The following is a 24,128-nucleotide window of genomic DNA, read 5'->3' on the forward strand; positions in this document are numbered from 1 at the left end:
TTTGAAGAAACTTTACATCAAACAGAAGGTTTTCAGCATCGGCGAAAAATTTACCGTGACCGATGACTTACAAAACCCTCGCTATTATGTCGAAGGCAGTTTTTTTAAGATCCCGAAAAGTTTTACGATCTTCAATGAGCAGCAGCGACCGATCGCGGAGATCACCAAAAAAGTGTTCAGTTTATTACCAAAATTTTTTGTGGAAGTCCACGGCCAAGAAGCGATCGTTTTAGAAAAACATTTCACATTTTTTAAAGCCCGCTATTCCATCAGTGCAGAAGGCATCGATGTGGACGGCAATTGGTGGGATATGGATTTTGTGGTCAACCGCAACGGTAAGCGAATCGCAGAGATCCACAAAAAATGGATCTCTTGGGGCGATACCTATGAAGTTGTGATCTATGAAGAAGATCTAGATGACCTGATCATTGCATTAGTGGTAGCCATCGATCGCGTCAAAGCAGATGATGCCGCAGCGTCAAGTTCAACAAGTAGTTAGAAAAAAAGGAGCGATGTGCATGTTATACGGTTCGATTGAAGCAGGCGGCACAAAATTTGTGTGCGCCATTGGCGATGAAGAAATGACAATCAAGGAAAGAGTGAGCTTTCCGACAACGACACCTGAAGAAACAATGCCTTTAGTCATTGGTTTCTTCAAACAATACCAAGCAGATTTAGCAGGGATTGGGATTGGCTCATTTGGGCCTATCGATATCCATCGCGATTCTGCCACTTATGGGTACATTACCTCGACCCCGAAATTGGCATGGCAAAATTTTGATTTCATCGGTACCATGAAAAAAGAATTTCCGATCCCGATTTCTTGGACAACAGATGTCAATGCGGCTGCCTATGGTGAGTATGTCTTCGGCAGTGGCAAAGGATTGAGTAGTGTCGTTTATTACACGATCGGTACAGGTGTTGGCGGCGGTGCCTTACAAGAAGGGCGCTTTATCGAAGGCTTTAGTCATCCAGAAATGGGGCATATGCTGGTCGTCCCTCATCCAAAAGATGACTTTGCAGGCAGCTGTCCATTTCATGGCAACTGTTTAGAAGGGATGGCTGCTGGACCCGCCATCGAAAAACGCTTAGGGAAAAAAGGGCAAGAGGTTGCAGAAGATGATCCTTATTGGGAAATCGAAGCCTCCTATATTGCTCAATGCGCCTACAATACAACCTTGATGTTTTCTCCAGATGTGATCATTTTTGGTGGTGGTGTGATGAAACAACGCCATATGCTGCAAAACGTCCACGACGCATTTGCAAAATTGGTCAATGGGTATGTCGAAACACCTGAGTTAAGCAAATATATCGTGACCCCAGCATTAGAAGACAACGCTGGAACCCTCGGTTGTTTGGCGTTGGCTCGAGAAGCGGTCTTACATTCATAAATAAAAAAAGATCATACTCTTCGGGTATGATCTTTTTTTACAGCGTATCAGTGGCGCTTTTGGCGACTTTTTGTATACTTAAGCTGAGGTGGAAAAGAATGAAATTAGCTGTTCGAAAAAGAAAAATCGGAAATATTCCGGTCTTAGAAGTTGTACCAGAAGAAATGATTTATGAGCCGCTGCCATTGATTATTTACTACCATGGCTGGCAGACGAGTAAAGAATTAGTGTTGACACAAGGCAGAAAGTTGGCTAGAGAAGGTTTTCGGGTGGTATTGCCAGATGCAGCCAATCATGGGGAGCGCAAGACCCAGCTATCTGAGATTCCTTCTTTAACTTTTTGGCAAAGTATCCAAACCAATCTATTTGAGTTTTCTTACTTAGTCGATTTTTTTGAAAATCTTGGTTTGGTCAACGGTCAGATCGCAGTTGGCGGTGTCTCTATGGGAGGAATGACCACGTGCGGTTTATTGTGCCAGCATCCAGAAATTACAGCGGCAGCTTGTATCATGGGTTCTCCTTCCATGTTGAAATACCGTGACCGCATCCAAATGCACGCTGGCGCTGCTGGGTTCTTTGTACCCGAGGATTATGGTCAGCTTTTAAGCTGGATGGATGCTTACGACCTGTCTTCTCAACCAGAGAAATTAGGACAGCGTCCTCTTTTGTTTTGGCATGGTACCCAAGACGAGAAAATTCCTTATGGTGATGTGGAAGCCTTTGTGGCAGAAAATCCAGAAGCAAATTTGCAGTTTATCTCGCGAGAAGAACGCCATCTGGTACGTGGAGAAACGATGGATCAAGTCACAGCTTTTTTCGTGGCAGAGCTCAATCAAACCAATCCATGACACTGTTTGCGCAAGGAAAAAGATTGTGTGAAAAGGTACAAGCATAAAACTCGTTTTTTGTCACGTGATAACCTATACTGTAGGGTGCAAAAAAAGGAGGAATTGGTTTGACATACCGCGTTTTATTATTTTATAAATACACAACAATTGAAGATCCGGAAAGCTTCGCCAAGGAGCATTTAGCATTTGGAAAAGAAATTGGCATCAAGGGCCGTATTTTAGTAGCCAATGAAGGGATCAATGGCACACTTTCTGGAACGGTTGAAGCAACGGATCGCTATATGGAAAAAATGGAAGCTGATCCCCGTTTTAAAGGGATTTTTTATAAGATTGACGAAGTAGAAGAACATGCCTTTAAAAAGCTATTCGTTCGTCCGCGTAAAGAATTGGTTTCATTGAACCTTGAAGACGACATCGATCCATTAGAAATGACTGGAAAATATTTAGATCCTAAAGCGTTCAAAGAAGCGTTGTTAGATGAAGATACCGTGGTGATCGATGCCCGTAACGATTATGAATATGATTTAGGCCATTTCCGAGGAGCCGTTCGTCCCGATATCCGCAGCTTCCGTGAGTTGCCGCAATGGATCATCGATAATAAAGAAAAATTCATGGATAAAAAAGTCGTTACTTATTGTACTGGTGGTATCCGTTGTGAAAAATTCTCAGGCTGGCTGCTGCGAGAAGGCTTTGAAGATGTGGCCCAACTCCATGGCGGTATCTTTGCTTATGGGAATGACCCAGAAGTTCAAGGTGAGCTTTGGGATGGGAAAATGTACGTCTTTGATGAACGCATCAGTGTGGAAATCAATCACGTAGATAAAAAAGTCATCGGCCGCGACTGGTTTGATGGGACACCTTGCGAGCGCTATGTAAACTGTGCCAACCCAGAATGCAATCGCCAATTCTTAACTTCTGAGGAAAATCAGGCTGCCCATTTAGGTGCCTGCAGCTATGATTGTGCTATCCACGAACACAACCGTTACGTGGAGCAACATGGGATCACAGAAACAGAAAAAGCTGAACGGTTAAAAAACTTTGCAACAAAAAATGAAACAGTCACTGCATAAACCGACAACTGTTTCACAGGAAATGAAGGATTAAAAGAGTCGCACGTGAGTCCGAAAACTGGCTTAGCTCAGTCAGTTTTTCCACCTTCCGTGCGGCTTTTTTGAATGGACAGAGTTGGAAACGATTGTTTTTTAATTATCTGAAAAATCTAACTATTCCAATTGTTCTTTTTTCTTTCCTATCGAGAAAAAACGCAAGGCTCTCGCATATTTCACGATTTTAGAGTAAACTATACCTAATTGTGGAAGAGGAAAGAGGAATTCAGATGAAAATTGTTATTGCTGGTGCAGGTGCTATGGGCAGCCGTTTTGCTATTATGCTAAAAAGAGGCGGAAATGACGTCACGTTAATCGACGGCTGGCCTGCGCATATCGAAGCGATCCGTGAACACGGATTACGAGCGAACTTAAACGGTGAAGAGATCGCAGTCCCTTTTTCGATCTATTCGCAAAATGAGATCCCAACGACTGTACAAGCAGACTTGATCCTGGTCTTTACTAAAGCGATGCAACTGGATCAAATGATGCAAACGATCAAACCGATGATCGGAGAGCAAACGAAAGTCTTATGCTTATTAAACGGGATCGGTCATGAGGACACGATTGAAAAATATGTCAGCACGGATAAAATCTTTTTAGGAAATACCATTTGGACGGCGGACTTGATTGGTCCTGGTAATGTTCGCTTGTTTGGGGATGGTTCTGTAGAACTGCAAAACATCGAACCGGGGAAAGAAGAAGATGCCCGTCAATTGGCGGCAGTCTTGGCTGATGCTGGGTTGAATGCGTCTTATTCTGAGAACATCCGTTACTCCATCTATCGCAAAGCCTGTGTCAACGGCACCCTAAATGGCTTGTGTTCGATTTTAAATGTGAATATTGCCCAATTCGGACAAACCTCAACGGCGCGTGCGATGGTCCAAACGATCGTGGAAGAATTTGCGGCAGTTGCTGCCCATGAATCTGTTGAACTGGATGTATCCGAAGTAGTCCACCATATTGAAGAAACCTATGATCCAGAAGGCATCGGAATGCACTATCCATCCATGTATCAAGATTTGATCAATAATCATCGCAAAACCGAGATCGATTATATCAATGGCGCAATCTCGCGAAAAGGCCGCAAGTACCAAGTGCCAACGCCTTATTGCGACTTTTTGACTCAAATGATCCATGCTAAGGAAGATATTTTAGCAGCGGAGTAACCTAAGTAAATCTATTCTAAACATGCAAAAACGGCGTATCCTTTTAGGGTTCGCCGTTTTTTTTGTCCATTTATTGAAAATGTGTTGCTGTAGAGTGCATTCAAAGGTGACGCTATTGAGCAGGCAGATCCGCCATAAACCGTTCGCTACCTTGAAAGACCGCTAATTGATTGACACCAAAGGAACGCAATAGATCGCTCATCGCTGCAAAATCTAACCGATAGTCACTGGCTTTATGGGCATCAGAGCCGAGGGTGAACAATTTACCACCGACACTTTGATACAGCGGGATTGCATATTGATAAAGGTGGGCATTTTGATAGGGGCCAAAGCTCTTCGCGTTGATTTCCATCGCTAAGTCACGGGCAACGATTTTTTTGAAGATCGTCGTTAACTCTGTTTCAAAATGGGCGGCCAATTCCTCAGCTGTAAATTGGAAACGACGCAAGCCATAATCAAAGTGGGTCACGATGTGCCCGTCAGAAAACGAGTCCAACACGTGGGCCATTTGGTCAAAGTATTGTTTGGCGACTGTAAATTTGTCCTTGTTCAACACGGCATCGTCCATATAATCAAAGGTACCGTTTTGATGGATACTGATCAATTTCAAGTCATAGGGATGGCTTTCAAGATAGCGCAAGATTTCTTGTTCTTGACCAGGCACGACACCAATCTCGATGCCTTTTAAGAGTTTCGTCGCTGTGGTCTCTTGCAGCTTCTGGTGGGTATTTACTAGTAATTCATAGTCAGGAATATCATCACGGAATCCCGAATAGGGGTTCTTCAAATCGAAATGATCTGTCGCAACGAAGTAGGCAGGCTGGTAAGCAAGATAATTCTCAAACTGTTCATCTGAATCAAAAGACAAAAATGTATGCAGATGTTGATCATAATAATTCATAAACAAGACTCCTTTTCTTGAATACGATACCACAAAAAAGCAGAAGAAACTATAATTGGCTGAGAAAAGGTTTTCTCTTGGACAATTTTTCGCTTATAATAAATAAGAATAGAGCGAAGGAGTCGGTCAGCCATGAGTATGTACCTTGAAATTCCTGAATTTGAAAGTGAATTTCGTTTTCGAACGTTTCTAAATGATGGTTTGACCATCGTTTACCCCCATGTCCATAAAGAAATCGAGATCATTTACGCTAAGCGCGGCACGGTCAATATTGGTGTTGACGATACGATCATTGAGTTGGAGGAAGGGGATCTGTATCTTTTTTCCAGCGGGCAACCTCACTATTTTCTAGCATCGCCTGAGAGTGAACGCTATGTCTATCAATTTGATATGAAGCTTTTTGAAGAGCCGCTTTTGCGAGAAAATGAAGTATCCTTGATGACACTCTTTGAAGAAGGGGAGCCCCACAGCAAAAATTGGCCAACGAGTTTTACGGAAAAAATAACAGGTCTCTTGATCGAGTTGTATCAGTTGGAAGAGGAAAATGTCGTTGGGAAGCGTTATTTGACTCTCGGGCTGCTTTACCAGTTGATTGGGGAGTGCTATCAAGGTTTGCCAAAGCGCAAACAAGCCGTCAATCCGCTAAAACGAACGGCCGCACAATACAAAGAAACCTTGCAGCGTCTGAATGATGTCTTTGAGTACATCGAATCTCATTACCAAGAAGTCTTGACGATGGAGGACACCGCAAGACATGTAGGGTTTAGTCCACATTATTTCACGCGTTTCTTTAAAACCAATACTGGCAAGACCTTCATGCAGTTTTTGACGGAATATCGCATCAATCAAGCCAAATTTATCTTGGCCAATGAAAAGATCCCCATGGCAGAAGTCGCTGAAAAAGCAGGTTTTGCCAGTGTCAAAACATTTCACCATGTCTTTAAGGAAGCCGTTGGTCAATCACCGTTGCAGTACCAGAAACAACTGAATCAAAATTGATAGAAACAGCCGATGAGCCTGTGCTTGTCGACTGTTTTTTTGTCAATTTGGCACTATTTTTTTCTCGATAGTGTTTTTTTAAGCGCTTTGCATAAATTGTGGAGTGGTTCTTTTTGTTAAAGTTTCATAAGATAATTTTCGGGAATTTTTTCAATGGAAACTGGGAAGAACTGCTTTCGATGTTTCGCTATAATGAGGGGGTAGAAAATAATAAGCGTTTTCAGGAGGAAAGATATGACAGTTAAAGTTGGAATCATTGGGTGCGGTGGGATCGCAAACGGCAAACACATGCCTGCCTTGTCTCAAGTAGAAGAAGTAGAAATGGTTGCCTTTTGTGATCTGCTGGTTGAACGTGCAGTTGAAGCGAAATCAGCATTTGGGACCGAAGATGCCCAAGTATTCAGCGATTATCAAGAAATGTTGGCACAAGCTGATCTAGATGTGATCCATGTGTGTACACCAAACGCCTCACATGCTGAGTTGACGATTGCCGCACTAGAAGCGGATTGTCATGTCATGTGTGAAAAACCAATGGCAAAAACAGCGGCAGAAGCCAAAGCAATGATCGAAGCAGCTAACCGAACAGGGAAAAAACTCACGATCGGCTACCAAAACCGTTTTAGAAAAGATTCTCGATATCTTCATGAAGTGTGCGCCGAAGGACAATTAGGAAACATTTATTTTGGGAAAGCTCATGCGATCCGTCGTCGGGCTGTGCCAACTTGGGGTGTTTTCCTTGATGAAGAAGCGCAAGGCGGCGGTCCGTTGATCGATATTGGTACCCACGCATTGGATCTGACCTTATGGATGATGAACAATTACAAACCAAAATTTGTTGTCGGAAAAGCGTATCATGAGTTGTCGCAAACCAAAAATGCCGCAAATGCTTGGGGTCCTTGGGATCCAGAGAAATTCTCAGTAGAAGATTCGGCCTTTGGTTTCGTGGTCATGGAAGATGGCGCAACGATTTTCTTAGAAGCTAGCTGGGCGCTCAACAGCTTGGATGTGAAAGAAGCCAAAACGACACTGATGGGCAGCAAAGCGGGTGCGGATATGAACAACGGTTTGACCATCAACGGAGAAGACCACAGCTTGCTGTATGAAAAAAATATCGAACTTGAAACAGGCGGCGTTGATTTTTATGAAGGAAACGGCGAAACGCCAGAAATTTTAGAAGCACAATCGTGGATCCATGCGATCATCAACGATACCGAACCAGTGGTCAAACCTGAAGAAGCAATGGTCGTGACGGAGATTTTAGAAGCAATCTACAAATCATCGCAAACCGGTGAGCCAGTCTACCTATAAGAACCGCTGGAAGAAAAGGAGCGAGCATAAATGACAAAACCGAAAATCGCTTTACAGCTTTGGAGTATTCAAGAGGACTGCAAGACAGACCTTTTTGAAGCGTTGAAAACAGTAAAACAAAACGGCTATGACGGTGTTGAATTTGCCGGTTATCATGGACACAGTGCTGCTCAGATCAAAGAAATGCTGGAGCAGTTGGATTTGGCGGTCGCGGCTTCCCATATCCCGTTTGAAGCATTGCGAGATCGTTTTGAAGAAACCGTCGCTTTTGAAAAAACGATTGGCAATCAACGGATCGTCATTCCGTATGCCAGTTTTGATTCTTTGGAAAAATGGCAAGCCTTTGCTGCGGAGCTGACCCAGATCACCCAAAAGTTGCAAGCAGAAGGGCTGACTTGCTACTACCACAACCATGCCCATGAATTTACTGAAGTTGCTGGAGAATCCATGATCGATGAACTGATCAAAGACAATCCGCAACTGCGTTTGGAAGCCGACCTTTACTGGTTAGCCTTTGCAAACGTGGCTGTTTTACCTTGGCTAAAGGAACGCGAAACGAAGGTCGGCTTGGTTCATATCAAAGATATGCAAGAGCAGCCGCAGGAAAGCACCGAGATCGGCAATGGGATTTTACCAATCAAGTCGTATGTAGAAACAGCTAAAGCATTAGAACTACCATGGTTGATCGTCGAGCAGGAAGCGTTTCAAAAATTCGCTCCTTTAGAAGCCAGCGGGATTGATTATCTGCAATTAAAAAACATCGTAGAGGAGGTCTACCAATGATCCATGTTACGGTGTGGAACGAGTTTCGTCATGAAAAAACGAATGAGACCGTCCAAAAAATGTATCCAGAAGGAATCCATGGTCAAATTGCCAAGTTTTTAGAAGAGGATGATTTCCAAGTGCGAACGGCGACCCTTGATGAACCAGAACACGGGTTGACGGAGCAAGTATTGGCTGACACGGATGTGTTGGTTTGGTGGGGCCATATGGCGCACGAAGAAGTCGATGATGCTATCGTTGCTCGTGTGCAGCAGCGTGTATGGGAAGGAATGGGACTGATCGTCTTGCATTCTGGTCATTTTTCGAAAATCTTTAAAACCTTGATGGGAACGTCGTGCGATTTGAAATGGCGAGTAGACGATCAGCATGCGCGGATCTGGAATGTCAATCCAAGCCACCCAATTGTTGAAGGAGTCGGCGAATGGATCGAACTAGAGCAAGAGGAAATGTATGGCGAGCACTTTGATATTCCAGCGCCGGATGAATTGATCTTTGTCAGCTGGTTCCCTGGTGGTGAAGTTTTCCGTAGCGGCTGTACATTCCGCCGTGGGAATGGCAAGATCTTCTATTTCCAGCCTGGTCATGAGACATTCCCAAGCTATTACAATCCCAAAGTGCAAAAAGTGATCCAAAATGCGGCTCGCTGGTGTGCACCAACAGAAAATCGTTACCCAACATATGGGCATTTTCAAGCAATTGAGGAGGAAAGAAAATGAAATTAGGTGTTTTTACCCCGTTATTCAATCAACTTAGCTTTGAAGAAATGATCGATGAAGTAGCGAAAAAAGGGCTGCAAACCGTCGAGATCGGTACCGGTGGTTCTCCAGGCAATGCCCACTTAGACATTGACCGTTTACTAGCAAGTGAAGCAGAGCGAAAAGAATACTTAGCGAAATTAGCTGATAAAGGATTGGAAATCTCAGCTTTGAGCTGTCACAACAACCCAATCTCTCCATTAAAAGCAGAAGCGCAAGAAGCCGATGAACTTTTGCGCAAAACCATCAAATTAGCCAGCTTAATGAATGTACCTGTTGTGAATGGATTTTCAGGCGTTTCAGGCGGAAATGCAACAGATACACAAGTCAACTGGCCAGTATTGCCATGGCCAACGGAATACGATGACAATTATAATTATCAATGGGAACAAAAACTGATTCCTTATTGGAAAGGCATCAACACGGAAGCGGAAGCGGCTGGTGTTAAAATTGGGATCGAACTTCATGGTGGCTTTTTGGCACATACCCCTTATACGATGTTGAAACTGCGGGATGCTGCGGGTAAAGCCATCGGCTGTAACTTGGATCCAAGTCATTTATGGTGGCAAGGGATCGACCCAGTGGCAGCGGTCAAAATCTTAGGGGAAGCCGATGCGATCCATCACTTCCATGCCAAAGATACGTATTTGGACCAAGACAATATCAACATGCATGGCTTGACGGACATGCAGCCATATAGCAATGTCAAAACCCGAGCTTGGACCTTCCGTTCAGTCGGTTGCGGCCACAGCTTACAAGTCTGGTCAGATATTATTTCTGCGCTTAGAATTTATGGGTATGATTATGTCTTGAGTATTGAACATGAAGATCCAATCATGTCCATTGATGAAGGACTGACTCGTGCCATCAGTAACTTGAAGACGATTATGATCCGTGAAGAAGCTTCATCCATGTGGTGGGCATAAGAAGAAAACCGAGGAGTGTCAGACATGAGTGCAATCAATTTTGCAGTAATCGGATATGGCGGCATGGGTGCGTACCATGTCCACAATATCTTACCAAATGAAAACGAACGAATCCACATCGTAGGAACTTACGATGTCAATGAAGAACGTCAAGCGATCTCCCAAGAAAAAGGCCATAAGATCTTTAAAAGCTATGATGAAGTCTTAGCCGATGAGACGATCGAAGCAGTATTGATCGCCACACCTAATGACTTGCACAAAGAGTTATCGATCGCTGCGTTGAAAGCCGGCAAACATGTTGTTTGCGAGAAGCCTGTTGCGCTGAATACTGCGGAACTAGATGAGATCGTGGCGGTTGCCCAAGAAACTGGCAATACCTTTATGGTTCACCAAAACCGCCGTTGGGATCCTGATTTTCTACTTGTACGCGAACTGTACCGTAATGGACAGATCGGTGATTTGTTCCAATTAGAGTCACGGGTCCAAGGGGCAAACGGCATCCCAGGAGACTGGCGCCATGTGAAAAAACAAGGTGGGGGAATGCTTTTAGACTGGGGCGTTCACTTGCTGGATCAAATGCTATGGCTGATCGACAGTCCAGTGAAAGATGTTAAAGCGGATCTTAGCTTTGTGTTGGGAGAAGAAGTCGATGATGGGTTCTTCGCTTTGATTACCTTTGAAAATGGGGTCAAAGCAATCGTGGAAGTTGGAACCTCCAATTACACGCAATTGCCTCGCTGGTACATCAAAGGAACAGAAGGAACAGCCACCATCACCGATTGGGATTTAAATGGGGAAATGGTGCAAGCAACAGGTCGCGAAGATGTGGCAGCACCAAAACCAGTCCAAGCAGGCGTCGGCTTGACGAAAACGATGGCACCCCCATCGGAATTGGCAGCCAAAGAAATTCCTTTCCCGAAAGCCGAAGCGGATTTTGAACCTTTCTACAAGAATTTTTACAACGTTGTACGCAACGGTGCCGAACCTATCGTTAAAAACGAAGAAGTCCGAGCAGTGATGCAGTTGATCGAACGCATTTTTGCCACAGCGTAAGAGATAGAGGAAGCAGCTCTTTATCCATGTAACCGAACGAGTGCGAGAAGCAAAAACTGGGAGAGAATGATGTTCATTCTGTCCCAGTTTTTTTATTTCTTGACATCATAAGTGACCCATAATCATGTGAAGGGGAAACAATTTTCAAAAGAAGCTTTGGTTAAGGTACTTGATGTTCAGTTAAAGAATACTGTTTTGAATGGTTTGGGTTAGTAGGATCACTCGAGGTACCTCGATCTATACGCTTATTGGTTAGATAAGCGAGGCGATAGCTAGGCAAGTTGTCGCTAACCCACACGCTTGGAAGTTGCAACAAGCGCACAATAGTCACTCTTACCGCAAATAGGGGTGGCTATTGTGCTACATATGTTTGAACTTCTCACGTTTTGCGTGGTTTTTTATCCTTGAAAATTCCCAACTCCTACCGCCATAGCCTAAAATTCCATGTATAATAAAGAAAACGACCGTTTTATTTGGCGAAGGGAAATGAAAAAGCAAAAGAGGTGCGAACTATGAGGATGAATCAAGAAAAGCTGACTTCATCAAATGGGAAGGATCAGCTTTTTGTCAAAACGTGGCTGCCAGAAGAACAGCCGAAAGCAGTCGTGCAAATCGTTCACGGAATGATCGAACACATTGAACGTTACCACGAGTTTGCGGAATGTTTGACTGCGCAAGGCTATGCGGTGGTCGGCCATGATCACTTAGGGCATGGGCAATCCGTGAAAGAAACACAGGCCTATGGGCATTTTGGTGAAAAAGAGGGCGCCAACTATTTAGTGGCAGATGTGGGAGTGGTCCATCAGTACGCAGCTGCTTGCTACCCAGACCGACCATACTTTATCTTAGGGCACAGTATGGGGTCGCTGGTGTTGCGGAATTATTTGTTTAGTCAGCCACATCCATTGTCAGGAGCGATCATCATGGGCACCACGATGGAAAAAGCCGTGCTGATGCAAGGAGGCAAACTTGTCACGAACTTGTTGCGCCCGTTTGCCGCTCAGCAATGGCCTTATCACGTAATGGAACAGCTGGTTTTTGGCCAGCACAACCGGCGTTTTCGTCCCAATCGGACCGCTAAGGATTGGTTGACCAGTGATCCGCAACAAGTGGATCGCTACTTGAAGGACCCTTACACACAATTTCATTTTTCCTTAGCGGCTTACAAGGATCTCTTTACATTGACGCAAGCTGCCAGTGATCCGGATCAACTGCGCAGGATTGACCCAGAATTGCCGCTGCTCTTGATTTCAGGTGCAGACGATCCTGTGGGGCACTATGGCAAAAGCGTCCGCCAATTGGCTCAGCAGCTGAAGCAAAATGCTGACGTGACGATGTATTTGCTTGAACAGGGCCGGCATGAGATTTTGAATGAGCGCAACCGCGAGATCGTTTACAATGAAATTTCTCGCTGGCTGTTTGAAAAAATGCCGAAATGACGAACGTTAAGAAATTGGTAGTCTTTTCTGAAAATTCAAAATTATTTTCTCTTTTAAGGCTTTTTTCATTTTCGGCTATCTGTTATAATGATTTTCACATCTAACATAAAGGAGAGATTTTTTGTATGACAGTTTATAACTTTTCAGCTGGTCCTGCCGTATTGCCCCGTCCCGTATTGGAGAAAGCACAATCCGAACTTTTGAATTACCGCGGAAGTGGGATGTCCGTTATGGAGCTGAGTCATCGGTCCTCCTTGTTTGAAGCGATCATTAAAGATGCAGAAGCACTTTTACGAAAATTGATGGGAATTCCTGAAAACTATCAGGTACTGTTTTTACAAGGCGGCGCGAGTCTCCAATTCAGTATGATCCCTTTAAATCTTGCACAAAACAAAAAAGCCTTATACGTAAATACCGGTTCTTGGTCGAAGAAAGCTATTGAAGCAGCAAAAGCGCTTGGAAACGTGACGGTGGAAGTTGTTGCCTCTAGTGAGGATCAAAACTTTACCTATATTCCAGAAATTTCAGAAGATGCGATCGATCAAGAAGCGGCTTATTTGCATATCACCACGAACAATACCATTGAAGGGACGGCCTTTCAAACGATTCCGCAGGCTGGCAATGTGCCGATCGTAGCAGACATGTCCTCAAATATTTTAGCCAATGACTATCGCGTAGAAGACTTCGGTGTGATTTATGCTGGGGCCCAAAAGAATATTGGTCCTGCAGGGTTGACGGTAGTGATTATCCGAGAAGATTTACTCAATGATGATGCTGTCTTCGCTCCAATGCTGGATTATCGTCTACAGGCTAAAAATGACTCATTGTACAATACACCACCAACGTATGCTATCTATATTGCTAAATTGGTGTTTGAATGGTTGGAAGAATTAGGCGGCATTCCTGCCATTTTAGAACAAGACCGCCAAAAAGCGGCGCTTTTATACGAAACGATCGAAGCCTCGGCTCTTTACAGTAGTCCTGTGGCTGTTGATAGCCGTTCACTAACGAATATTCCTTTTGTGACAGGGGATAAAGCATTAGATCAGCGCTTCAATGAAGAAGCTGTCAAAGCTGGCTTTGAGAACTTGAAAGGGCATCGTTCCGTTGGAGGAATGCGAGCAAGCTTGTACAATGCCTTTCCATTAGCTGGCGTTCAAGCGTTAGTCGACTTTATGAAATCATTTGAAGCGGAGGTCAAATAAATGTTCCAAATTAAAACATTCAATGCGATCGCACCAGAAGGATTACAGCGTTTAGAAAAAGAAAAGTATGCCATCAACGAAAGCGACCAACCGCAAGGGATTTTGCTGCGCAGCCAGAAATTGCACGATTACGCTTTTCCTGAAAGTGTCTTAGGTATTGCCCGTGCAGGGGCTGGGACCAACAACATTCCCGTCAAAGCATGTACTGAAAAAGGGATCGTCGTCTTTAATACGCCAGGCGCCAATGCCAATGCGGTCAAAGAATTAGTGATCGCTAGTCTGCTCTTAAGTGTCCGTCCGATTTTACGAGGTGCCCAATGGGTCCAAACCTTGAGCGGTGATAATGTGGAAGAACAAGCAGAAGCGCAAAAAAGTCAATTTGCTGGAACAGAGTTAGAAGGCAAAAAGTTAGGAATCATCGGCCTTGGTTCTATTGGAGCGATGGTCGCTAACGATGCTTATCGTCTAGGGATGGAAGTAGTCGGTTATGATCCTTACGTGTCAGTGGATACTGCTTGGACGATCTCTCGTCGGGTCAAGCGTGCCAATGATATTGCGGAAGTCTTTTCAACCTGTGATTTTATTACGGTTCATGTGCCGCTAATGGAAAACACGCATCATCTCGTCGGGGAAGCCGAACTTGCGAAAATGAAACCTACAACGAAGCTATTCAACTTTTCTCGTAAAGAAATCGTCGATACAGATGCCGTTTTACGTGCGTTAAAAGCCGACCGTTTAGCGGGCTATACGACTGATTTTGCGGATGAACAATTGCTGCACAATGAAAAAGTCCTCGTCTTGCCGCATTTAGGTGCATCAACAGAAGAAGCTGAAGTCAACTGTGCCAAGATGGCAGCCCGAACATTGAAAAAATTCTTGGAATTTGGGACCATCAAGCGCTCAGTGAATTTTCCAACTGTTGAGATGGCTTTTCATTCGCCTTATCGTCTGACGATCATCAATCGCAATGTACCGAATATGTTAGGTCAGATTTCATCGATCATTGCGGAATCTGGAATCAATATCGACAATATGCTGAATCGTGGACGGGAAGACTTTGCTTACACCCTAGCCGATGTCGCTTCTGAAGATGAAGCCTTATTGAATCAATTAGCCGATAAACTGCGGGAGAACGTAAATATCGTTCGTGTACGGGTCATCAAGAATCAGGAGGTTGGGTATTAATGGTTCAAGTATTTCCGTTTAAAGCCATTCGTCCAGAAGCCTCATTGGCAGAAAAAGTGGCCGAGCTACCGTATGACGTGGTCAATTCACAAGAAGCCGCAGCGTTTGCGCAAGGCAATCCTTACAGCTATTTCCACATCGACCGTTCGGAGATCGACTTGCCAGGAATCGATCCTTATGATCCACAGGTGTATCAAAAAGCGGCGGAAAATCTTGCATCTTTTCAAGAAGAAGGCTGGTTGATTCAAGAAACGGCGCCCGCATATTATTTGTATGAATTGACGATGGCTGGTAGAAGCCAAACTGGGCTTGTCGCCTGTACCTCGATCGATGATTACGTCACTGGGAAAATCAAGAAACACGAGTTTACCCGTCCAGAAAAAGAAATCGATCGGATCAATCATATTCTGGCATGTGATGCCAATACAAGTCCGATTTTCTTGAGCTATCGCCAACCAGCAGCAGTCAAAGAAGCGATCGATGCGTGGCAAGCAGAGCATGCGCCAATCTATGATTTTGTCAGCTATCATGAAGTGCAACATCGTGTTTGGCTGATCGATGATCCAGCGCTAGTCGCCTCTTTTGCCCAGCAGTTTCAAGTTGTAGATGCCCTTTATATTGCGGATGGACATCACCGCACAGAGTCAGCAGTCAAAGTCGGCTTGCAAAAGCGAGCCGATGGCCAAAGCAGTCAAGAAAGCGACCGCTTTTTAGCGATTTTATTCCCAGAAAATGAATTAGCGATTTGGGAATACAATCGGGTTTTGCGGGTACCAGTGCCAGATACCTTTTTTGAGCAGGCAGCCCAGCATTTTACGATTCGAGAAACTACAAGGAAGAGACCAGCGCAACGTGGTTCGATTCATCTGTACCTAAACCATGCGTGGTGGGAGTTGACCATCAAACCGGAAGCTGTGCCGCAAGATGCGGTAGGACAGCTGGATGTGTCGCTTTTACAACAATACGTGCTGGCTGATATTTTCGCGATCCAAGATGTGCGGACAGACAAACGCATTGATTTTGTCGGCGGAATTCGTGGTCCAGAAGAATTGGAACGTTTGGTGGATAGCGGAGAATGGACATTGGCCTTTTCCATGTATCCAACGCAAATGACCGATCTTTTGGCAGTCGCCGATGCGGGAGAAATTATGCCGCCAAAATCAACTTGGTTTGAACCAAAACTGTTGAGCGGTCTGTTTTTACATGATTTAGAAACGAATTAACCAAAAAAAGCTTACGAGGCTACCTCGTAAGCTTTTTTTCTATTAGAAGTTACCGAGTGTTTCGATGATCAAGCGGACATTCAAGACCGTCAGTGCAATGGCACAGATCCAGCCTAAGGTAGAGACCCATAGCGGATTCTTGAAGCGTTCCCCCATGATTTTTTTTGAGCTGGTAAAAAGAACCAACGGAATCATCGAAACGGGTAAGGCGATGCTTAAAAAGACTTGCGAATAAATCAGCAGATCGTCCAAGGCTTGTTCGTTGCCGCCAAAGTAAATCGTACAAAGCAAGACGGGGATCACCGATAAGCCACGGGTGATCAGACGTCGCGCCCAAGTAGGGATCTTCATATGGATAAATCCTTCCATCACGACTTGCCCTGTCAGTGTCCCAGTGATCGTTGAATTTTGACCAGATGCCAAGAGCGCCACGGCAAACAGAACGCTCAAAACTGGACTGGCGACAGCACCAGCGATGGAGGAATCTTGCAAAGCATCAAACAGCGCGGAGAAGGTGCCGACTTCTTCACTATGACCAAAGAACAAGGCGCTTCCTAAGATCAAAAGCAGGCAATTGACCAAAAACGCAGCGGATAATTGGATGTTGGAATCCCAAGTAGCGAACCGCACGGCCGTTGCCACTTCTTGGGTATCGCTGCGATCGATTTTTCGTGACTGGGAGATCGAAGAATGCAGATAGAGATTATGCGGCATCACAGTCGCACCAACGATCCCCAACGCCATTGTCAGCTGCCCATGGTTCAAGACTTGCTTTTGGGGAATAAAGCCTTGCAAGACAGCAGGCAAATTTGGTTGAGCAATAATGACTTCGTAACAAAAGACCAGCATAATGACCAAAATCAGTGTCATGACGATCGCTTCGATTTTTCGGAAACCCAATTTCATTAAAAAGAGCAGAAGCAGTACATCGAAAATCGTTAAGATGACCCCAACTAATAAAGGTAAGCCGAATAGTAGATTGAGAGCGATCGCTCCTCCGATCACTTCCGCGATATCCGTTGCCATGATAGCCAATTCGGTGACGATCCACAAGACAAAGCCTAAGCCTTTGCTGGTGTGTTTACGAGTTGCTTGCGCAAGGTCCATCTGGGTCACGATCCCTAGCTTGGCTGCCATGTATTGCAGCAGCATAGCGATCAAACTGGAAATCAAGATCACAGAAAGTAAGAGATAGCCATATTCAGCACCGCCTCCGATCGAGGTGATCCAGTTTCCTGGGTCCATATAGCCCACGGCTACCAATGCCCCAGGACCAGAGAACGCTAAGAGATTGCGCCAAAAGCTGCCGTTTTTTGGAATGGCAACTGTATTATTTATTTCTTCCAAGCTAGGACCGTTGGCCGCTTGGATCAATTTTTTTTCGTCATTCATCGTTTCACGTCCTATCTTTTTAGGTATACCTAAAAACAAATCTATTGTATTCCTCATTTATGAATTTTTCAAGAGAAACCTTTTGAACGTCAGAAGGAAAGAGCAAAAAAACAGCAGCCAAAGGAATGGCTACTGTCTGTTGGGTTTTCTTATAAAATTAGTCGGCGCGTAAAGCGATCGCTGCATCTTTTTTCGCTGCCATTCGAGCTGGAATGTGGCCGCCGATCATCGTTAGGACGGTGCTGACAGCAATCAAGATCAGGCCGTGGACCGGATTTAATTGAGCAACATTTTCGAGATCAGTCATACTATATAAGATTGCGTTGATCGGGAATGTGGCTAACCAAGCAATCAGGACACCTAAAGCTCCTGAAGCGATCCCTAAAATACAGGTTTCGGCATCAAAGACGCGGGTGATGTCTTTTTTACGAGCACCTAATGCTTTTAAGACCCCAATTTCTTTCGTACGTTCAAGTACAGAGGTATAAGTGATGATACCGATCATGATCATGCTAGTTACCAAGGAGATCCCTGCAAAAGCGATCAAGACGTAGGTGATGGCATCCATCAAGCCACCAGTCAATTGAGTCATCGTACCCGCTAAATCGGAATAAACGATTTGGTCTTCTTTGTCTTTGCCTTTGTTGAAGTCATCCAAGTAATCAAGGATTTTTTCTTTGGCACTGAAATCATTCGGATAGATCATAATGCTGTTTGGTAAATCACTGCCGCCAAGATAAGCGATCAATGATTCTTTAGCACTTTCGTCAACGGGTTCATTCGTCATCACGTTGGTGTCGCTGTCTTTTTGGGCTTGGACGATCGCTGAGTCTTGGTTTTCTTTGATGACTTCTTGCGCGAGGGCATCACTGTAGGCAATGCCAGTTGACAGCAAGTTCATCGTAGAGTTTTGCTTGATACGTAAGATTCCGCTGATCGTTAATTCTTTGTTGTTACTGTTATCGAAAACGTCATTTAAATCTTGATTTGGAATGAAGTTTCCAGTTGGTAATTCGGTGTAAAAGGCATCATTAGACGCCAATGTGATTTTTGTTCCCACGATATCGTCGAAGGACACCGTGTCGCCATCTTCAATGTCAAAACCGAGATTGATCAATGCATTGACATTCGTTACGTTGTTTTCATCGACGATCAAAACGACATCTGTGCTAGCACTTGGGTAGCTGCCTTCTAAAAGGTCGTAGTTGTCTTTTAAGAAATTGCCGTTATCCTCTGATAACTGCTCGGGGAAAGTCGAAACCCCAATCCCGGTGGAGGCACTCATGGCAGACATCATGGCATTGGTCTGTTCATTGTCAGGTGATGCATTGGAGAAGCTGACTTGTTCCACAGTATCATCGATCTTACGGAAAAGGTTCAAGGAAGTGGAACGAGTGTAGCCGATATTGTTGCTTAATTCAGGATCAATGTCGTTGATGTAATCGAGAAACTCTTGATCGATTTTATTGATATGGGTTGCACGATCCGCATCACTTAATTTAGCAGTGACCTCTTTATCTGAAGGGAAATCTTCCGATTTATCCCGCGTCCCCATCGCTGATGGATCTTGTTCAGTGGCTACTTGCGAGATCGTGATCGGAAAACGAGCTAATGTTTCTGACTGGGTATTGTCGATTTGTTTTTGGAATCCCGTTGACAGTGACAAAACAATGGCGATTCCGATGATCCCGATACTAGAAGCAAAGGCTGTCAAGAAGGTGCGCCCTTTTTTGGTGCGGATATTGTTAAACGACAAACGTAAGGCAGTCATGAAACTCATTTTTGTGTGCTTTAATTCGAATTGGTCTTTCTTTTGTCCTTCGACATGAGGGTTCGAATCTTTAATGATTCGTCCGTCTTTGAACTCAATGATCCGTCCAGCGTATTTGTGCGCCAACTCAGGATTATGAGTAACCATGATGACCAATTTTTCTTTTGATAGTTCTTGGATCAGTTCCATGATTTGGACACTGGTCTCTGAATCCAAGGCACCTGTTGGTTCATCACAAAGAAGGATATCAGGATCATTTGCTAAGGCACGAGCGATCGCTACCCGCTGCATTTGACCACCAGAAAGCTGATTTGGTTTTTTGTGCATATGCTCAGCTAAGCCCACACGCGTCAAAGCATCGGTTGCTTTTGCGCGTTTTTCTTCTTTTGACACACCGCTCAAGGTCATCCCAAGCTCGACGTTGTCGATGATGCCTAAATGACTGATCAAATTGTAGCTTTGGAAGACAAAGCCGATCGAATTGTTCCGATACGCATCCCAGTCACGATCTTTAAAGGATTTCGTTGATTTGCCGTTGATGATCATATCACCAGAATCGTAATTATCTAAGCCGCCGATCACGTTCAACATGGTTGTTTTCCCAGAGCCGCTTGGCCCTAAAATGGCAACAAACTCTTGTTTACGAAAGGCGACGGAGACACCATCGAGGGCTTTTGTAGTACTGGCGCCAACCGTATAATACTTCTTGATATCTTTTAATTCTAACATGCTGTCACTCTTTTCTTGCCGTTTTCACGATTATTTTCATTATGTAACCACGCTATCATAATGGTTAACAAAAATCAACGATTATCATTGTTTAAACAAATAATTTATACTAAACTAAAGACAGAAAAGAGGGAGAGTATGGAAAAAGCGTTAGGAACATTCAATATGGCGGTATTTGCGGAGATCTTTTCGCTGATGGGAAACATATTGTTTGAAGAAATCGGTTTGGAAGATTTAAAATTGACCAAAATGGAAATCTTGGAACTCGTGGTGATCTCTAGTAATGAAGGAATCACGATGTCCGAGTTGGCCCAGCAAATCGGTACGTCAAAAGTCCAAATCAGTCGTTCGATCTCGGGGTTAGAAAAGGCTGGCTTTGTGGTCCGCAAAACCAACGGCGTCAATCGCCGCAACGTCAATGTTTATTTGGAAGAAGCTGGGAAGCAGTTGTTTGTCCAAAAGAAAAAACAAGTGGAAGACCGCTTGAATGCCAAAACCGCTCAAATGGCTGCAGAAGATATCCAGCAGTTGAGTCAGTCGTTGACGGAGGCAGTGGGGATCTTGCGGAAATATGACATTTTACGGACTGGCAATCAATGTGAGAAAAGTACGCCGTTTGATTAAAAAAGGGCGAAGCAATCGTTTGCTTTTTAATTACTGAATTAATTTCATATTAACTTATATTATCGATTTTTTAGATAAAGCAACCGATTGCGTTTTTTCTCTTGTTTTGACTTCTAATTTGTGCGACAATGAGTATATCAAACAAGTCAAAGGAGTCTGCTATGAATACTACTGCCATTTATCATCGTCCCGAAAGTGAATTTGCGTATTTGTACGAGAAGGATAAAATGCATATCCGTTTGCGTACCGCCCGTCAAGACGTCCGCCATGTCCAGCTGCTTTGCGGTGATCCTTACACACTGTATAAAGAAGCTTGGTACCAGCAAAGAATTGAAATGAAAAAAATTCTTTCCACGGACTTGCATGATTATTGGCAAGTATCGGTCGGAGCAGAATTCCGCCGTTTGTCTTACGGCTTTTCCATCGAAAGTTACGATGGGTTGCATGTCTTTTATGGAGACCACGGGGTCTATCCTTTTGAGCAGCAATATTTAGAAATGAACAACAATTATTTTCGGATGCCTTACTTCCAAGAAGCCGATCGTTTCAAAATTCCCGAGTGGGCAAAAGAAACCGTTTGGTATCAAATCTTCCCTGAACGCTTTGCAAATGGGGACCCATCAAATGATCCAGAAGGTGTATTGCCTTGGGGTTCAAAAAATCCCGATCGCCAAGACTTTTTCGGCGGGGATCTGCAGGGGGTCATCGATCATTTGGATTACCTCGTCGATCTAGGCATCAATGGGATCTACTTCTGTCCGATTTTTGAGGCCTATTCGAATCACAAGTATGATACCATCGATTATTTAGCCATCGATCCAGCGTTTGGGGATAACGACACCTTTAAACGCTTAGTGGAGGAATGCCACAAACGCGGTATCAAAGTCATGCTAGATGCTGTGTTCAATCATATGGGGGATACTTCGCATCAATGGTTAGATGTCATCAAAAACGGCAAAGATTCGCCCTTTGCTGATTGGTTCCACATCAATGAGTTTCCTGTCAACTACAAAGAAGGGGAAAACTTTGAAGATGCTTATGACATCACCTATGATGTGTTTGCCTTTACGCCGCATATGCCAAAACTCAATACAGAAAATCCCGACGTGCAAGATTATTTGTTGAAGATCGCTCGTTATTGGATCGAAGAGTTTGATATCGATGCTTGGCGCTTGGACGTTGCCAATGAAGTCAGTCACCACTTCTGGAAAAAATTCCGCCAAGTGTGTGATGATGCCAAAGATGATTTTTATATCCTTGGGGAAATTTGGCACTCTTCTCAACGGTGGTTACAAGGCGACGAGTTTCATGCAGTAATGAACTACGCCTTTACGGATGCAATCATTGAATATTTTGTCAAAGACGAGATCTCCATGACGAAAATGGTCTCGGAATTAAATAACCAGCTGATGTTGTATCGGGAGCAAACCAACCAGGTACAGTTCAATATCTTGGATTCTCATGATACCCCGCGCTTGTTAACTTTGGCTCGAGGAGACAAAGACTTGATGCGCCAAGTGATGGCCTTTACGTATCTGCAACAAGGCGTTCCTTGCCTGTATTACGGTGATGAGATCGGTTTGACCGGCGATATGGACCCGGATTGCCGCAAATGTATGATTTGGGAAGAAGAAAAGCAAGATCGTGATCTCCTGCATTTCACTCGCTCATTGATCAGCATTCGCAAAGACAACCAGAAAGTCTTATCAGAAGGTTCCTTGAGTTGGAACTGGGTTTCGGAAGAGGATGGACTGATCATTTTCGAACGAGAGTTAGGGGCACAGCGGATCATCGGTATTTTCAATACGGGCGATGACCAAATCACCCTTTCTCGTCCTGATTCGATCCTGATGGAACAGTTTGTCCAACTGGAAGATGAAACGATGATTATTGATAACAAAGGCTTTGCTATCGTGAAAGTAAACAACGAAGAATCGAATGAAGCATAAAAATGAGGCAAGAATTGCATATGCAATTCTTGCCTCATTCAATGTTTTGGGTATTTTTAATTTCCCCATGCACGTTGGAAAGAATCTTCCCCAAAATTCCTTCTGTCGGTATTATATCCTATAACACCTGAATGTGACAAATGATAACCCTTAAATATAGGTAGATTTTTTCTGCAAAGGGGGAAAAGATTGAAAATTTAGACAGTATTGCCTTCTTTTTGCGCTTCTTTCCACGAAAGGTCTTTTCTTTTTTACAAGATATGATAAACTAGTAAAAATGTATTTTTATTCGAGGAGTGATTTGATGAGTACAGGGTATCACGTAGCAGTTGTCGGAGCTACCGGCGCAGTAGGAACAAAAATGATTGAGATGTTGGAGAAGACCACGTTGCCGATCAAAAAAATAACGTTGTTGGCATCCAAACGTTCTGCTGGGAAGACCCTTGTGTTCAAAAATGAACCGCTCGTTATTCAAGAGCTGACCGCAGATTCCTTTGCAGGCGTCGATATTGCATTGTTTAGTGCCGGTGGCGGCATTTCAAAACAATTTGCTCCAGAAGCAGTCAAACACGGTGCAGTCGTGATCGACAATACCAGTCATTTTCGGATGGACCCGAATGTTCCTCTAGTCGTTCCTGAGGTGAATCCTCATGCGTTAGCGCAACATAAAGGAATCATTGCCAATCCGAATTGTTCAACGATTCAAATGATGGTGGCGTTAGAACCGATTCGTCAAAAAGTCGGTTTATCGAGGGTCTTGGTTTCAACGTATCAAGCAGTTTCAGGTGCTGGCGCCCAAGCCTTGGCTGAATTGACTCGTGAATCTCAAGAATTATTAGCTGGCAAAGCCGCTGATGAACTAAACCCTGAGATTTTACCAGCAGGCAGCGACAAGAAGCACTACCCGATCGCGTTTAATGCCTTGCCGCAAATCGATGTTTTCGCCGAAGAGGATTATACTTACGAAGAGTGGAAAATGATCAATGAAACGAAGAAGATCATGGAAGATACGCAGATCAAAGTAGCAGCTACGTGTGTGCGGATCCCTGTGTTTAGCGGTCATTCAGAGTCGATTTATATCGAGACCAAAGACCATGCTAGTGTTGAGGAAGTCAGACAGTGGATCAGCGAAGCGCCAGGAGCTGTCTTGCAAGATGATCCGAGTCAACAAGTGTACCCGCAAGCTATGACCAGTGTGGACAAAACAGAAACCTTTGTTGGTCGGATTCGCAAAGATTTGGATGTCGAAAACGGCTTGCATTTATGGGTCGTTTCTGATAATTTGCTGAAAGGTGCGGCATGGAACTCCGTTCAAATCGCCGAAAGCCTGCATCAGCAAGGATTAGTTCATGTGTAAACCATAAGTTTTTCA

Annotated in this window: 21 protein-coding genes; 18 read left to right on the plus strand and 3 right to left on the minus strand. The window is 44.1% G+C overall.

What is annotated here, in order from left to right:
• Position 1 precedes the first annotated feature (1 nt).
• The 5 genes from Q1X33_RS14060 (at position 2) to Q1X33_RS14080 (ending at position 4,514) form a co-directional block, all read left to right on the plus strand.
• The gene (locus tag Q1X33_RS14060; RefSeq protein ID WP_005228181.1) at positions 2-499 is read left to right on the plus strand and encodes an LURP-one-related/scramblase family protein; all 498 of its coding nucleotides are present in this window, start codon (positions 2-4) and stop codon (positions 497-499) included.
• A gap of 19 nt (positions 500-518) precedes the next feature.
• The gene (gene scrK, locus Q1X33_RS14065) at positions 519-1,391 is read left to right on the plus strand and encodes a fructokinase ScrK (RefSeq protein ID WP_010749999.1); all 873 of its coding nucleotides are present in this window, start codon (positions 519-521) and stop codon (positions 1,389-1,391) included.
• Positions 1,392-1,489: 98 nt separating this feature from the next.
• Positions 1,490-2,239 (plus strand): alpha/beta fold hydrolase, encoded by a 750-nt coding sequence (locus Q1X33_RS14070; RefSeq protein ID WP_010749998.1) that lies wholly within the window; start codon positions 1,490-1,492, stop codon positions 2,237-2,239.
• Positions 2,240-2,346: 107 nt separating this feature from the next.
• Positions 2,347-3,309, plus strand: coding sequence for a rhodanese-related sulfurtransferase (locus Q1X33_RS14075; RefSeq protein ID WP_005228186.1), 963 nt, complete (start codon positions 2,347-2,349; stop codon positions 3,307-3,309).
• Between the two features lie 266 nt (positions 3,310-3,575).
• Entirely contained in the window at positions 3,576-4,514 is a 939-nt protein-coding gene (locus tag Q1X33_RS14080; RefSeq protein ID WP_005228196.1) for a 2-dehydropantoate 2-reductase, read from the plus strand.
• A gap of 112 nt (positions 4,515-4,626) precedes the next feature.
• On the opposite strand, the gene Q1X33_RS14085 is transcribed toward Q1X33_RS14080, so the two are convergent.
• The gene (locus tag Q1X33_RS14085) at positions 4,627-5,415 is read right to left on the minus strand and encodes a PHP domain-containing protein (protein ID WP_005228199.1); all 789 of its coding nucleotides are present in this window, start codon (positions 5,413-5,415) and stop codon (positions 4,627-4,629) included.
• A 132-nt stretch (positions 5,416-5,547) separates the two neighbouring features.
• Here Q1X33_RS14085 and Q1X33_RS14090 point away from each other — a divergent pair, with 132 nt between their 5' ends.
• The 10 genes from Q1X33_RS14090 (at position 5,548) to Q1X33_RS14135 (ending at position 16,291) form a co-directional block, all read left to right on the plus strand.
• Positions 5,548-6,414 (plus strand): AraC family transcriptional regulator, encoded by an 867-nt coding sequence (locus Q1X33_RS14090; protein ID WP_005228201.1) that lies wholly within the window; start codon positions 5,548-5,550, stop codon positions 6,412-6,414.
• 234 nt (positions 6,415-6,648) lie between these two features.
• Entirely contained in the window at positions 6,649-7,722 is a 1,074-nt protein-coding gene (locus tag Q1X33_RS14095; protein WP_005228203.1) for a Gfo/Idh/MocA family protein, read from the plus strand.
• A 30-nt stretch (positions 7,723-7,752) separates the two neighbouring features.
• Entirely contained in the window at positions 7,753-8,505 is a 753-nt protein-coding gene (locus Q1X33_RS14100) for a sugar phosphate isomerase/epimerase (protein WP_005228205.1), read from the plus strand.
• Entirely contained in the window at positions 8,502-9,221 is a 720-nt protein-coding gene (locus tag Q1X33_RS14105) for a trehalose utilization protein ThuA (protein WP_005228207.1), read from the plus strand. Before Q1X33_RS14100 ends, Q1X33_RS14105 begins: the two co-directional genes overlap by 4 nt.
• Positions 9,218-10,186, plus strand: coding sequence for a sugar phosphate isomerase/epimerase (locus Q1X33_RS14110; RefSeq protein WP_005228209.1), 969 nt, complete (start codon positions 9,218-9,220; stop codon positions 10,184-10,186). Before Q1X33_RS14105 ends, Q1X33_RS14110 begins: the two co-directional genes overlap by 4 nt.
• A 24-nt stretch (positions 10,187-10,210) precedes the next feature.
• Complete coding sequence (locus tag Q1X33_RS14115) at positions 10,211-11,239, plus strand: Gfo/Idh/MocA family protein (RefSeq protein ID WP_034869082.1); 1,029 nt, start codon at positions 10,211-10,213, stop codon at positions 11,237-11,239.
• Positions 11,240-11,751: 512 nt separating this feature from the next.
• The gene (locus Q1X33_RS14120) at positions 11,752-12,678 is read left to right on the plus strand and encodes an alpha/beta fold hydrolase (protein ID WP_015510334.1); all 927 of its coding nucleotides are present in this window, start codon (positions 11,752-11,754) and stop codon (positions 12,676-12,678) included.
• 125 nt (positions 12,679-12,803) lie between these two features.
• Complete coding sequence (gene serC / locus Q1X33_RS14125) at positions 12,804-13,883, plus strand: 3-phosphoserine/phosphohydroxythreonine transaminase (RefSeq protein ID WP_005228215.1); 1,080 nt, start codon at positions 12,804-12,806, stop codon at positions 13,881-13,883.
• Positions 13,884-15,068, plus strand: a complete 1,185-nt coding sequence (locus Q1X33_RS14130; protein WP_005228230.1) for a phosphoglycerate dehydrogenase — start codon at positions 13,884-13,886, stop codon at positions 15,066-15,068.
• A complete protein-coding gene (locus Q1X33_RS14135; RefSeq protein ID WP_301969732.1) occupies positions 15,068-16,291 on the plus strand; it encodes a DUF1015 domain-containing protein in 1,224 nt (407 codons plus the stop codon). The genes Q1X33_RS14130 and Q1X33_RS14135 overlap by 1 nt, the downstream gene beginning before the upstream one ends.
• A 42-nt stretch (positions 16,292-16,333) precedes the next feature.
• Here the strand turns inward: Q1X33_RS14135 and Q1X33_RS14140 are convergent, their stop codons facing one another.
• Together Q1X33_RS14140 and Q1X33_RS14145 are read right to left on the minus strand one after the other, a co-directional pair.
• Positions 16,334-17,683, minus strand: coding sequence for an Nramp family divalent metal transporter (locus tag Q1X33_RS14140; protein ID WP_005231816.1), 1,350 nt, complete (start codon positions 17,681-17,683; stop codon positions 16,334-16,336).
• A gap of 157 nt (positions 17,684-17,840) precedes the next feature.
• Entirely contained in the window at positions 17,841-20,183 is a 2,343-nt protein-coding gene (locus Q1X33_RS14145; RefSeq protein ID WP_005228235.1) for an ABC transporter ATP-binding protein/permease, read from the minus strand.
• 138 nt (positions 20,184-20,321) lie between these two features.
• On the opposite strand from Q1X33_RS14145, the gene Q1X33_RS14150 reads away from it, so the two are divergent.
• From Q1X33_RS14150 to Q1X33_RS14160, 3 genes are all read left to right on the plus strand, one after another.
• Positions 20,322-20,807, plus strand: a complete 486-nt coding sequence (locus Q1X33_RS14150; RefSeq protein WP_005228236.1) for a MarR family winged helix-turn-helix transcriptional regulator — start codon at positions 20,322-20,324, stop codon at positions 20,805-20,807.
• A 161-nt stretch (positions 20,808-20,968) separates the two neighbouring features.
• Entirely contained in the window at positions 20,969-22,756 is a 1,788-nt protein-coding gene (locus Q1X33_RS14155) for a glycoside hydrolase family 13 protein (protein ID WP_005228237.1), read from the plus strand.
• A gap of 304 nt (positions 22,757-23,060) precedes the next feature.
• A complete protein-coding gene (locus Q1X33_RS14160) occupies positions 23,061-24,113 on the plus strand; it encodes an aspartate-semialdehyde dehydrogenase (protein ID WP_034869085.1) in 1,053 nt (350 codons plus the stop codon).
• Positions 24,114-24,128: the final 15 nt, after the last annotated feature.

This window comes from Enterococcus sp. B2E4 (genome assembly GCF_030499455.1).
GTDB lineage: Bacteria > Bacillota > Bacilli > Lactobacillales > Enterococcaceae > Enterococcus_D > Enterococcus_D casseliflavus.

What these genes read in the sequence shown, in the direction of transcription:
- scrK (WP_010749999.1), top strand. Translation starts at nt 519, where the DNA reads ATGTTATACGGTTCGATTGAAGCAGGCGGCACAAAATTTGTGTGCGCC.
- Q1X33_RS14070 (WP_010749998.1), top strand. Translation starts at nt 1,490, where the DNA reads ATGAAATTAGCTGTTCGAAAAAGAAAAATCGGAAATATTCCGGTCTTA.
- Q1X33_RS14080 (WP_005228196.1), top strand. Translation starts at nt 3,576, where the DNA reads ATGAAAATTGTTATTGCTGGTGCAGGTGCTATGGGCAGCCGTTTTGCT.
- Q1X33_RS14085 (WP_005228199.1), bottom strand. Translation starts at nt 5,415, where the DNA reads ATGAATTATTATGATCAACATCTGCATACATTTTTGTCTTTTGATTCA.
- Q1X33_RS14090 (WP_005228201.1), top strand. Translation starts at nt 5,548, where the DNA reads ATGAGTATGTACCTTGAAATTCCTGAATTTGAAAGTGAATTTCGTTTT.
- Q1X33_RS14095 (WP_005228203.1), top strand. Translation starts at nt 6,649, where the DNA reads ATGACAGTTAAAGTTGGAATCATTGGGTGCGGTGGGATCGCAAACGGC.
- Q1X33_RS14100 (WP_005228205.1), top strand. Translation starts at nt 7,753, where the DNA reads ATGACAAAACCGAAAATCGCTTTACAGCTTTGGAGTATTCAAGAGGAC.
- Q1X33_RS14105 (WP_005228207.1), top strand. Translation starts at nt 8,502, where the DNA reads ATGATCCATGTTACGGTGTGGAACGAGTTTCGTCATGAAAAAACGAAT.
- Q1X33_RS14110 (WP_005228209.1), top strand. Translation starts at nt 9,218, where the DNA reads ATGAAATTAGGTGTTTTTACCCCGTTATTCAATCAACTTAGCTTTGAA.
- Q1X33_RS14115 (WP_034869082.1), top strand. Translation starts at nt 10,211, where the DNA reads ATGAGTGCAATCAATTTTGCAGTAATCGGATATGGCGGCATGGGTGCG.
- Q1X33_RS14120 (WP_015510334.1), top strand. Translation starts at nt 11,752, where the DNA reads ATGAGGATGAATCAAGAAAAGCTGACTTCATCAAATGGGAAGGATCAG.
- serC (WP_005228215.1), top strand. Translation starts at nt 12,804, where the DNA reads ATGACAGTTTATAACTTTTCAGCTGGTCCTGCCGTATTGCCCCGTCCC.
- Q1X33_RS14130 (WP_005228230.1), top strand. Translation starts at nt 13,884, where the DNA reads ATGTTCCAAATTAAAACATTCAATGCGATCGCACCAGAAGGATTACAG.
- Q1X33_RS14135 (WP_301969732.1), top strand. Translation starts at nt 15,068, where the DNA reads ATGGTTCAAGTATTTCCGTTTAAAGCCATTCGTCCAGAAGCCTCATTG.
- Q1X33_RS14140 (WP_005231816.1), bottom strand. Translation starts at nt 17,683, where the DNA reads ATGAATGACGAAAAAAAATTGATCCAAGCGGCCAACGGTCCTAGCTTG.
- Q1X33_RS14145 (WP_005228235.1), bottom strand. Translation starts at nt 20,183, where the DNA reads ATGTTAGAATTAAAAGATATCAAGAAGTATTATACGGTTGGCGCCAGT.
- Q1X33_RS14150 (WP_005228236.1), top strand. Translation starts at nt 20,322, where the DNA reads ATGGAAAAAGCGTTAGGAACATTCAATATGGCGGTATTTGCGGAGATC.
- Q1X33_RS14155 (WP_005228237.1), top strand. Translation starts at nt 20,969, where the DNA reads ATGAATACTACTGCCATTTATCATCGTCCCGAAAGTGAATTTGCGTAT.
- Q1X33_RS14160 (WP_034869085.1), top strand. Translation starts at nt 23,061, where the DNA reads ATGAGTACAGGGTATCACGTAGCAGTTGTCGGAGCTACCGGCGCAGTA.